Origin of the sequence: Enterococcus saigonensis (assembly GCF_011397115.1) — a bacterium.
Classification (GTDB): domain Bacteria; phylum Bacillota; class Bacilli; order Lactobacillales; family Enterococcaceae; genus Enterococcus_C; species Enterococcus_C saigonensis.
Genome location: NZ_AP022822.1, coordinates 1,510,947 through 1,522,955 on the forward strand (window position 1 = coordinate 1,510,947; position 12,009 = coordinate 1,522,955).

Sequence of the window (12,009 nt, forward strand, 5' to 3'; positions counted from 1 at the left end):
TATCCCTTTTTCCGAATCAGCCAAATTACTTGTTTCCATCATTGCTTTTTATCCAATTGCATATAGTGTACAAAACTTTTGGCTGAAAATCAACTGCATTCGGAAGTATCGATCCATTTATTGCCCCAATCCTTAACAGCAATCAAACTTGTTTCTAGATCGCGGCCTTTTGCTGTCAACTGATACAAATTATCTTCTTTGACTACAATACCTTCAGCATCTAGTTCCCGCAAGCGTTCCACTAATACACGATCGCTTACTTCTGGAATTTTATTTGCTAAATCAACAAAACGCTGGGACCCATCTTCTAATAACACATCGAGAATCAAACCGTTCCATTTTTTCCCCAAAATTGAAAAAGCTTTTTCAAATTTCGGACATAAACAAAATTCTGTTTCCACAACTTGTTCCATCTTCGGTCACCTCTTTTGACACATTATAGCACGCTTCTTACATTTTGTAAGCACAAAAGATTACAAAAGTGAGATTATTTTACGTCCCTTTAAAAAAACCAAATAAGCTTCAGTAACAGGACAATCATAAGTTTCCATCAAAGCTTTGCGATAAAGATTAATTTGTCCTTGATAACGTTTTACCAACTGTTCTTTATTTCCTTCCCAAAGATGATCTGTTTTAAAATCATAAAGCAAAATTTCATCAGTTAAAATATAACCATCAATAATACCATGAATCAATAATTCATCATCTTTATTATCATAATCATTAAAAATTGCCGTTGTTTTTTGCAGCATCGCAAAAGGTTCTTCACGATGCAACTTTTCATGCTGCGCAATCAACTTTTGACCAAGGGGAGTTTCAAAAAACCAAAGAATGTCTGGCACACTTACTTCTCCTGCAAGCTCTGTCGTTAATATCTTCTCAGCTACAAGTTTTGCAATAAATTGTTCTAATTTAGCTTCAGTAGGGGCTTCTTTTAAATCTAAAAGTTGTAAAACCGTATGTGTGGCTGTTCCGACACTGGCAGCATCCGTTTTGGTTTCTGATATAAACCTTGGTGTTGTCAAGTTTTCAGCTGTATAACGATTGATAGTAGTTTGTTTTTCCAGGTTGCTTTGCCAGTCCAAACGATTTTCTTGTGTATTATCAGGATCTTCGAAAACTCGCTTAATCTCTGTTACAGATTGATAACTAGTTGTCTGTGTTGCTTTTTCATAGGGATAAATAAAATCCAGACGTTCTTTGACCACTGTTAAATCTGGCTCCATACTTTCTTTACTTGTCTGCTCTAACGGAGAAAGTACACTACCTGCATAATTTTCCCGCCAATTTTTAACCTCTTCTTGATTAAACCAGTGAATTGTAAAATGAGCTGGACTGTTTACTGTGTAGCTGCGATCTTTTGCTTCACTAAAAACAGCTTCCATATCTGGATGTCGCATCAAAGTCATGCCCACCCAATTCAGTAAAACATGACTCCCTTTTAAGCGTAAAGCCGGATTTAACACACGTTTTTCCTGCGTTAGGGCCATTTGCCAAGACTGTAAAGCTGTTTCTTTATTTTCATAAGAACCAACTAAGTACAGCTTTTGTTCAGCCCGGGTTACAGCGACATAAAGTTTTCGCATTTCTTCTGAAAATGCTTTATTTAAACGGACTTGCTTAATTCCTTGATAAGGCATAGTTTCATAACTTACTTGTCTTTGTTGGTCAACATATTTAATTCCTGCCCCCAACTGCTCTTCAAAAATATAATTGCGGTTAAAATCTAAGCGATTAATATCGCGTGCCATATCTAATAAAAAGACAATCGGAAACTCTAACCCCTTACTGCCATGGATTGTCATGACCCGAACGGCATTTTCTACTGATTTTGTCGCAGGTTCTGCCAAGTCCAAATCTTTTTCTTGCATTTTCTCAATTAAACTAATGAATTGATATAAGCCCCGAAAATTACTTTTCTCGTAGTTTTTCGCTCGTTCTACTAAAGCAATTAAATTTGCATGACGCTGAATACCATTTGGTAAACCTAAACAATAATCTAAATAAGCTGACTCCTCATAAAGGCGCCAGATTAAATCTGGTAAAGCGTTTCGTTTTGAAAAAGCGCGCCAACTTTTTAGCTGAGTTAAAAAGACTTTGATTTTTTCTTTCAATTGTTCTTTTTCACCATAATTGCCATAAGCAATTAAAGCTTCATAGTAAAAGCCATTTTTATTTTGCAAACGAATTTGTGCTAACTCATCTTCTAATAGCCCCACAATTGGCGAACGAAGTACAGAAGCCAGTGGAATATCATTATAAGGATTATCAATAATTTTTAATAAACTAATGATTGTTTGAATTTCGGTAGTTTGAAAATAACTTTCTGCATCGGTAATTTCCAAAGGGATCCCCAAATCATAAAAAGTATCAACAATAACTTGATTGTTTCCCTTAGTTGGCGTAAGTAATACAATATCTCCGTATTCCAATGGACGCATCTTTTTTTTGTCTTTATCATAAATTTTAAAGGATTGAAAGATTAATTCTTTTATTTTTAGAGCAGTTAGTTGAATTTCACCAGCTTGGCGTGTCTCAAAATGCTTAACAGCATCTTTTGTCCCTTTTTCAAATAAGAGTAATTCTGTGTGAAATGCATCGCTTGCGGGAAAATTAGGAAAGCCTGGAGTCAGTGCTGCCGCTTCATCATAATTAATTTGACCTACTTGTTCATCCATTAATTGTTCAAAAACCAAATTGGTGAAATCCAAGACTTCTTTACGCGACCGGAAATTTTCTGCTAGGACAATTCTACGCCCATTTTTTTCATCGCCATAATCATTATATTTTTCAATAAATAAGGTGGGGTCTGCCAAACGAAAAGCATAGATCGATTGCTTAACGTCACCTACCATAAACATATTGCCAGCATTTTCTGTATTGTCTCGCACATAACTTAAAATTGCTTCTTGCAAACGATTGATATCTTGATATTCATCCACCATTACTTCAGAAAACTTAGCTTTGTAATAAGCTGTTGCAGGACTATCTACAACTTGTAAAATTGCCAATGTGTAATGTTCTAAATCATTAAAGTCTAATACGCCTTTGGCCAATTTTTTTTGTGTATAAGCGCGGCTAAAGGCTTTTGTCACCTCACTCATTTTTAATACCAATTCATAAGATTTTGCCAACAGCTCATTTATAATCTCTTCAGGGTAAGGAAAATAGGAGACCACTTGAGTGACACTATCTTTTGCAGTTTTTTGAAGTTCTTTGACATGCAGAGAAAGATCTGCAAGTTCTCCTCTTTTTTTCCGAATATTCGTTTTCAAATCTAATCCTTCAATTTGTGCAAACAGGGCTGTCATATCATCTGCTAAGAGTGCCTCTTGTAGCTGCTTAACCTGACCTAACTGTCCTTTTAACAATTCAACATCTTTGACAAACTTTTCTTCATTTTGACAAATAACAATGGCTTGCTCGTAATTTTCTACTGCCAATTCTAATTCTGCCAATACAGTAGGTTTTATTCCAGTTTGATATAATGCAGTCTCTTGAAATCCTTCAGCTGCTTGGTAATTTTGTGGTAAATCATCTAACCAACAAGTAGGATCTGGTGCTGCACAGGAAAATTGATACAAGCGCATGACTAAATCTGTCAAGCCTTCATCTGAACGATCACTACCAAAGTTTTCCGTCAATTTAAAGAAGTCCTCGTCGTCATTGGCATAGTATGCTTCTCTTAACTGCGACCAAACTTCTTCTTGTAACAGTAATTTTTCGGTTTCGTCACTTAAAAGGCGAAAAACTGGATCTAAATCAATCAAATAGTAGAAACGTTTGATCACTGTCATACAAAACGCATGAAGTGTTGAAATATTCGCTTGCGGTAATAACACTAATTGCTTTACATAATGAGCCCGCAACTGATTATTATTTTCTTGATTAATACTTTGTCGAAGCGCTTTTTCAATTCGTTCTTTCATTTCACTTGCGGCAGCTTCGGTAAACGTAACAATAAGTAGACGATCAATATCCGCACCACTTTTCAATTTTTCAATCACACGTCGAACTAAGACAGTTGTTTTACCAGATCCTGCTGAAGCAGAAACCAATAAATTATCTCCACCGTCAAAAACGGCTTGCCATTGACGGTCTGTAAAGCGTTCATTTTCCGGTCTAACTGGAATTACTGAATTTGTTCTAGGCATCGCCGTTTTCCTCCTTAATATCTTCTAAAATTTTTGATTTTGATAAATTAGGAATTTCATGATAATCATTTTGCGTAAGCATCACATCAAAACCACATAGACTGCGAAAAGGACAAAAATTACATGCTTTTTCACCATTATTTTTTTTATAAGGATTCAAAGTAATTTCACCTGTCACAATATTTTCAGCGGCATTTTTCATTAAATTGCGGTTATGTTGTCGTAATAATTCCAACTCTTCTGCTTGATAAAAAGCTGTTGAATTACTTTCTTTAGTCAAGATACCGTCTTTATTACTTAAAATTGGATAAATAGTGGAACGTTCCTTTATATCTAAGGTATTATCCAAAAGTGGATATAATTCACTGTCTTCTGCGAAAATCCCCTTATATTTATATGCCTTCAATACTTCAGCCAAGCTCGCTTCTTCTGCTTTTAGTACCGGATCATGAATTCGCATATAGTAAGCACCCGCAGCTTTCACATCACGTGTACCTACTAATTCAGCCGCATTTACCAATGCCACATCTAAATAAGTCAGCAATTGCATTGCTAAGCCAAAGTAAGCATCTGTTAAATTGAAGTCTTTTGTACCCGATTTGTAATCAATAACCCCAAGCCAGGTATGATCATTGGATTGTGCTGTATCCAAACGATCAATTTTCCCTCGCACTGCCAATTTTCCGCCTGTTGATAAAGAAGCTTCAATGCCTTTAATCCCATTAGTTCCAGCTAATTGACCAAATATAATTTCCGTTGCTAACGGGGTCATTTTGGTCCGCTGACTTTGTTTATGCAACGCCCAGATTACTTTTTTTATTGTCTTGCCTAAACGGTAACGTAAATAATGCATTCGGGCAGAACTCTGTAAAATCATAAATCGAGGCTCAGCAAAAATCTGTTGTAAAACAGTGTCGATTAATTGTTGTGCTTCTTTTTCATCCAACTCTACTAATAACTTCTGTTTTGCAAAAACAGCTTGCAAAAATAAATCCAATGCGTCATGGAACAGCGTCCCTGTTGTAAGAGCGTCTAAGCCAAATAATTCCCGCTCTTTCAACCGTAATCCGTAATTGGCAAAATAACGGTAACTACACTGATAAAAACTTTCCATTTGAGAAATTGAAGAGTATAAGTCTTTACCATAAAGCTTTTCTGCCACATCTTTTGGTAATGTTACCGGAACATTAATGTGATTGCGACTTTCAAAAGCGCGCCGTGCTAATTTTTTATAAGATGAGCTAAGCAATATATTTTCCAAAGTCCGCCATTTTGAGCTTAACTCCACCTTTTCATCTTTAGCAAGACGATATAATAAATTCAATTGCCCAACCAAATTACGATAAGTCGAGACAAAATTTTCCGGTTCACTTACTAAAGTTAATTCTTCTAACGCTATAACCTTTAAGTCACCTTGCGCAACAAAACGTTGCAAATACGGCGATATACGTAAATTTTGTTCCGTATCATGATTGGTAGCATAACTTAAGAATAGTTCATCGCAAGCGGATAAAAAGACTTTGTACGCAACAAAAGGTGCTTTGGCCACGCTTTCTGTCCTAAGATCTCGTAGTTGTTTTTCACTTGTTAAACGAGTATTTAAAATCTCTCTGTCTTCTACCGTTAATAGACTGTCATCTGAAACCAGAGTAGGAAAATTCTTATCGTTTAAACCAATAGCAAAAGTAATTTTTGCTTGGCCAATCCGAGCTAAATCTAGCTGGTTTAACTGAATCTGATCAATAGCAGAAGGAACTTTCCCATAAAAAGTACTATCCAGTCCCGTGGTAAAAAGTAAGCTAAAATTCGCTAAATTAAAAGGATCTTCTCCGTAAATTTCAACATAATCATCCATGAGCGCCATCAAAGCTGACCATGTTTGTTCATGATTGCGCCCCAGTTCCAAGTTGCCAGCTGCAATATCTTTTTCACGCCAATCTTTAATTCGCTCATCTACTTTAATCGCTATTAAAAACTGATACAGTTTTTCGACAGCTTCTTTTGCTGTTTTACTTTTTTGTAAACGTTGCAAAAATTCTGCAATTTTAGCGGCAAAAGCCCTCCGTAGTCGATTGCTTTGTCGCGTCAATTCGTCAGCATCTTCTTGTTCTGTATTTTCAAAATCATATTGAATGATTTGCCAATCTTCTTTACGCGTCCAAAAACTCCCTTGAAAATTGAATTTTAAAGCAATATTTTCCGTCTGATCTACAATATTGCGATAAGTTTGCAAGCCGTCATTTTGCTCTTCAAAAAAATAATCCGGAATAAACAGTTCTGTTTTTAAAAGTCGCATAATATCACTTAAACGATAATGATACTCACCTAGAGCAAATAGCGCCTGTAAAAATTCTACTAAGGGATGCTGCGCCATGGAAATCTGCTGATCCAAATAAAAAGGAATGGCTAATTCATTAAAAACTGGTGCAATCAAATGTCCATATGTTTCTAGATCATTGGTTAGGATTTGAATATCTTGATAGCGATATTGTCCACTAGCAACCAGCTTTCGGATTTCAGTGGCCACACGGTTAACTTCATCGGTCGGTTTTAATGCTTGCCAAAGATGAATACTTTCTTTTGGCAAAGCAAAAGTAGCGCCATCACCTCCGTTTTGGGTTTTACGCCAAAAACTTTCTACTGCTTCCTGCAAAGTATCTTCCTTTGACGGTGCAGCTTTTAAATCAATTAAAATTTTTGTCCCATTTTCACGGGCAGTTTGTAAAAGCTGATAATAAATCTTTCCGGTATCATGGAATAAATCTAAAGACTCCGGTGGATTTTCTACGTACGCCTTATCTAATACTAAATCTAATAAAACATGACCATTTTTAGCGAGTGTTGTTAATAAGCAGCGTTCTTGAGCATAAAGTGTTTGAAAATCAGTAGCAATAAATAACGTTTTACTTAAATCAGGCGGACCAAAAAGGCTGCTACTATTTTCACCATTTAAATAAGCCGTCAACAAAGCTAAGGGATCTACTACCTGTAATTCACGCTTTATTAATTCTGCTTCATATTGTGACAAAACTAAACTTAATTCGGCAAATTTCAAACGCTGATCCGCATTTGCTTCCACCCCAGACAAAGTGGTAACCAAATCTTCTGGTGTGAGATTACCTACTTTTAATTCTTGATATAACCCTAATAACTTAGTCGAAAAACCTAATTTTTCAACTTCACCACGATACAGTAATAAATCTTCTTTACTTTCTTCCAATACTTTTTGCAACAGCATCAGACTACCAGCCTCTGAAAGTGTTTGGTTGGCTAATTGTCCCGTTTTTTGCAGATAAAACCAAGCTAAGCGGTAAAAACTAAAAACTTGAGCACGAATTGTTGAAAAAGAAGTCGTATCTTCTGGTTTCAACGCTTTTAGAATCTCTTGTTCTTGTTCAAACTTATTGTAGTTAGGCACCAAGAAAAAGACTTGGTTTTCTGTATCTTGATTCAACCATTCTTGGGCTTTTTTTATATACGATTGGCGATGATCTAAAGCACCATTGCCAATTAGAAATTGTAAAGTCATGTCAAACTTCCTTTCTTGGAAAAAGCAATTGAAGTTGTCTTGTTACTAGCCTAGTATAACAAAAAAAAGCTGACAACTTGAACGCATTCGTTCAATTATCAACTTTATTTTCACTCTTAAACATTACTTATTTATTAATAAATCCAATTTCTTTTAAAGGCCAAAAAACAAATTTGACATCTCCAGAAACTGTACTCTCATCAATAAATCCAATGGAGCGTGTGTCTTTTGAAATCCGTCGATTATCCCCTAAAACTAAAATTTTACCCGCGGGTACTTTTTCAAATTTAAAACTGGCTTCTTGATTTGGACTTAATGTTAACGGCATTCCATCAGTCAATTGTTTTTTGTACTCAGCTAAATAAGGTTCTGCAACCTTTTTTCCATTAATAAATAGTTGATCATTTTGATAACTAATTTCATCTCCTGGTAAGCCAATTACTCGTTTAATATAGTATTTGTCTGGTTCATCTGGTGCGGGAAAAGTTACAATATCAAACCTTTTCACTTTAGTATTTAACAACGCAATTACCCGTTCTCCATCTTGCAAGGTAGGGTCCATTGAATCCCCTTTAACAACTACCGGTGTAAAAATAAATAAACGTACTGCTACTAATATCACAACTAAGCCAATTAAAAAGAGTGCTGATTTGAGCCATTCATAATTTTTATTTTTCAAACGTGTTATCCTTCTTCCTCATATTTTCCTAAATTAATATTACCATAGTGTCCTTTTTTCACCAAAATTTGCGACTAGTAATAAGAAAAATTTAAATGAGCATATTAGTTTACTAACTAAATGTAAGTATGTATACTAACGGTGTTACTTAATTAAAAAAAGGTGGTTATTACATGTCAAACTTTTTAGAAGCAATTAAAAATCGTCGTTCAATCTACGCATTAGGACGCAACGTTGAACTTAAGGAAACAGAAATTGAAAATCTTATTAAAGAAGCAGTTAAATATAGTCCTACTGCATTTAACGCACAATCTCCCCGTGTCGTAATCTTGTTTGGGCAAGCACACGAAAAATTATGGGAAATGACTGAAGAAGCGTTAAAACCGCTAACACCTGCAGAAGCATTTCCTAACACACAAGCAAAATTAGCTGGTTTTAAAGCCGGTTTTGGTACAGTTTTATTCTTTAAAAACACAGATACAGTAAAAACTTTACAAGAACAGTTTGCTTTATATGCTGATAACTTTCCTGATTGGGCAGAACAATCAAACGGAATTGCAACAGCAAATACTTGGACTGCCTTAGAAGAAGCAGGTCTTGGTGCCAACCTTCAACATTACAACCCAGTAATTGACGCAGCAGTTGCAAAAGAATGGAATATTCCTGAAAATTGGCAATTACGCTCTCAATTAGTATTCGGTTCAAAAGAAGCCGAAGCTGGTGAAAAAGAATTTTTAAGTGACGACGAACGTTTCTTAACTTTTAAATAATTTAAACACAAAAATAGACTAGCCGCTAAACAATTGTTTGGCGCTAGCCTATTTTTTTTCGTCTAATAAAATGTCAATTGGCGTCCCTTCTTTTAAATGTGTTGCTAAAAATTCTACAATTTCTTCTAACGGTTCGTTTAAAACAAATAATGGACCACGCATACCCCGTCTAAAAAAATTCACTTTTACTTGATTTTTAGTTTTTAACAAAACGATTCGGTCAACTTCAGTATATGGAATACCTCTTTTATCCATTGGGTTAACACTAATATGATTTTCAGCAAAGCCTTTAGCATCTATTAAAAAACTTAAAATGATTAACCCTGCTAGAATGCCCCGAACATTCTCATCTAAAGTTGTCGGATTCACTATAACCATGAGAATAGCGCCCAAGCCTAAAACTAGAATTAAATAAAAGCTCGTAGATTTACGTCTAGATTTAAAGATAATTTCTCTTTCTATTAAGAATAAGTACGCAAACAACACCAGCACAAAAATTAACAGTAAAATTGTAAATGTTGCCAACTATTCTCCCCTCCTTTTACTTTAATCTTACCATAAAAACGTTACCAGCAAAATTCGAAGTACCCTATCTTCAGAGAAAAGAAGCTACTATTTTCTTTATTTCTTAAATTTCGATACAATAAGAAAAGAAGAAAAAAGATAGAGGAGTGTTAATATGGATAATTTTTTTAAAACATTTCGGGAAAACTTATTGTTAAGTGGGATTGGCTATAGTATTTTAGGTGTTTTAATCTTGATCAAACCAGAACCTTTCTTCAATATAATCGTCTACATTTTCGCAGCTTTCTTTGGCGTTATGGGTATTATTAACTTAATCAACAATCAGCGCGCAAAAAAAGGGGGGTATTCTAGCTCTCAACTAACAACGGGTATTCTACTCTTAGTAGCTGCCTTGTTAATTTTGATTTTTGCTAAGGGAATTGTTTCTATTATTCCCTTTTTCCTAGGGCTATTTATTCTAATCAGTGGAATTACCCAATTGATGCAGGAATTACAATTAAAAAAAGACGGCGTAGCTCGCACTGGATGGTTTATTTTTAGCATCTTAATGATTATCGCCGGTGCATTACTCTTATTTAATCCATTTCGTAGTGTTTTACTCGTTTTCCAAATTTTCGGTGGATTATTAGTTGTCTTAGGCGTTTCGCGCTTAATTGATTTTTTCCGTTTAAGAAATCTTTAAAATCATCATTATGACAATCTTTTTAAAGTTTTTCGCCGCTTTTTTTAATCATTCCCCGTTATAATACTGTTGTTATCAGCGAATACGGGAGGTGAAAATATGCCAATTGAAAAAAGCCAACTAAAGCAACAACCTGTAATTATCGTAAAAGACGATCGGGGGCAGATATTAAGAAAAGTTTCTGTAAAAGAATGGATGGAAAATCATCCTTTTGATAATACCAAAGAAGATTTTGAATTAAAATTGTATCGTGAAGCTTTAAATTATTTTTATTTAAAGAATTATGATCAAGCAGAAGATTTATTAATTTATCTTTGTGAAGGAACCGCTTATCAGCGTTATGAATATACAGAACGCTTAGCCACTTTGTATCACACCCAAAATCGTTTGGATAAAGAACGGTGTATTTTACTCCTTGCCAAAAGAGCCCAGGAAAAAAATAACGCTCCAAAAGAGTTACTCCATCGGATTACAAGACGTTTGAGTAAAGTTGACGAACTACTCAACCACTATCAAAAAACTAACAATCTTTTAGTTTTAAATTAAAAATAGCTCACTGGCTGATTACAACTCAATCATCTAGTGGGCTATTTTTTACTCTTAGTCTTTATTTTTCAGCTGAACTACCACTTTTTACTATTTGACTGGTACCGTCAGCATAATTTAGTTTCACATTATCTTGAACATTAAAAATATAAACATTAAATTGAATGGTATCGCTATTTACTGACTGCGCCATTAAATGAACCCCGCGTGCTAAAAGTTCGTTATTGCGAAATATGGGTGTTACTTCATAACGGACAAAATGATCTTTATCTTGCTCCAAATAATACTTAATATCCATTTCAAAGCGTAACATTTCAGGGTTATTAAGTTGGCGCGTACCAGTAATCAAATTCTGCCAATTTGCGTTCTCTCCTGCTAAAGCAAATCCAATTAAATGAGAACGATTATACAAATAGCTACCGCCTATTTTTTTATTTCGCCAACCAGTAGGTGTTACTTTTGAAATATCACCACGCTTTTTTGTGGGCATCAAACTTTGATTTAGTAACGCTTCAGCCCCAGTTGCTCGATTCAACGTATCCAGTGGATAGTATTTTTCCCATGCACCTTCTTTAGTAGATAATTCTGCCTTTGAAAAAGTTGGGCGACCATGATTAATTTCAATCGTTTGTTGCCCATCAAAATTTAACAGCGCTAATTTATTTTTTAAAGCCTGTAGTTTAGCACTACTCTGTTGGCGACTATTCTGTTTTGAATCATTTTTTGTCGAATCGACTGTCTGAGACGTTGCGTCAAAAAGATCTGATTGTGACTCGCTTGTAGTAATTATTGTGGATTCTGCTGTATCTTTATCTTTATTTGTAACCTGCTGTTGATTAACTGGCTCTAACAGTCCGCTTCCTGTTAATAAAGCGACTACTGCTGTAGCCATTAAAACTAAACTCGGCTTTTTTTTACGCTGCCTTTTTATAGCTTGAATCAAAAAAATAATCCCGATGATTATTCCCAATAGGCCACCTAATATTAAAATAGTATCCATCTGTTTCCTTCTTTTCTATAAATTTAAATCACCTTTATACACTAGCAAATGGCTTTTTAGAAAACAAGCAGAAATATTCCACTCCTTGTATTTTTTCTTTTCATCTGCCAAAAATTACTAGTCC

General features: G+C 35.0%; 9 protein-coding genes. 3 read left to right on the plus strand and 6 right to left on the minus strand.

The window, feature by feature from the left end:
* Positions 1-89: 89 nt before the first annotated feature.
* The 4 genes from EsVE80_RS07090 to lepB form a co-directional block, all read right to left on the minus strand.
* A complete protein-coding gene (locus EsVE80_RS07090) occupies positions 90-413 on the minus strand; it encodes a winged helix-turn-helix transcriptional regulator (protein WP_173103096.1) in 324 nt (107 codons plus the stop codon).
* 60 nt (positions 414-473) lie between these two features.
* Complete coding sequence (addA, locus tag EsVE80_RS07095; protein WP_173103097.1) at positions 474-4,154, minus strand: helicase-exonuclease AddAB subunit AddA; 3,681 nt, start codon at positions 4,152-4,154, stop codon at positions 474-476.
* Complete coding sequence (locus tag EsVE80_RS07100; protein ID WP_173103098.1) at positions 4,147-7,683, minus strand: PD-(D/E)XK nuclease family protein; 3,537 nt, start codon at positions 7,681-7,683, stop codon at positions 4,147-4,149. The genes addA and EsVE80_RS07100 overlap by 8 nt, the downstream gene beginning before the upstream one ends.
* Positions 7,684-7,810: 127 nt before the next feature.
* Positions 7,811-8,362: a signal peptidase I gene (gene lepB / locus EsVE80_RS07105; RefSeq protein WP_173103099.1), complete on the minus strand. Its 552-nt coding sequence runs from the start codon at positions 8,360-8,362 to the stop codon at positions 7,811-7,813.
* A gap of 173 nt (positions 8,363-8,535) precedes the next feature.
* Here lepB and EsVE80_RS07110 point away from each other — a divergent pair, with 173 nt between their 5' ends.
* On the plus strand, positions 8,536-9,132 hold the full coding sequence (locus tag EsVE80_RS07110) for a nitroreductase family protein (protein ID WP_173103100.1): 597 nt from the start codon (positions 8,536-8,538) through the stop codon (positions 9,130-9,132).
* A 48-nt stretch (positions 9,133-9,180) separates the two neighbouring features.
* Here the strand turns inward: EsVE80_RS07110 and EsVE80_RS07115 are convergent, their stop codons facing one another.
* Positions 9,181-9,657: a hypothetical protein gene (locus tag EsVE80_RS07115; protein ID WP_173103101.1), complete on the minus strand. Its 477-nt coding sequence runs from the start codon at positions 9,655-9,657 to the stop codon at positions 9,181-9,183.
* Between the two features lie 154 nt (positions 9,658-9,811).
* Between EsVE80_RS07115 and EsVE80_RS07120 the strand changes: the two genes are divergently transcribed.
* Complete coding sequence (locus tag EsVE80_RS07120) at positions 9,812-10,339, plus strand: HdeD family acid-resistance protein (RefSeq protein ID WP_173103102.1); 528 nt, start codon at positions 9,812-9,814, stop codon at positions 10,337-10,339.
* Between the two features lie 99 nt (positions 10,340-10,438).
* On the plus strand, positions 10,439-10,885 hold the full coding sequence (locus tag EsVE80_RS07125) for a hypothetical protein (protein ID WP_173103103.1): 447 nt from the start codon (positions 10,439-10,441) through the stop codon (positions 10,883-10,885).
* A gap of 61 nt (positions 10,886-10,946) precedes the next feature.
* Here EsVE80_RS07125 and EsVE80_RS07130 read toward each other — a convergent pair whose 3' ends face one another.
* The gene (locus EsVE80_RS07130; RefSeq protein WP_173103104.1) at positions 10,947-11,885 is read right to left on the minus strand and encodes a DNA/RNA non-specific endonuclease; all 939 of its coding nucleotides are present in this window, start codon (positions 11,883-11,885) and stop codon (positions 10,947-10,949) included.
* Positions 11,886-12,009: the final 124 nt, after the last annotated feature.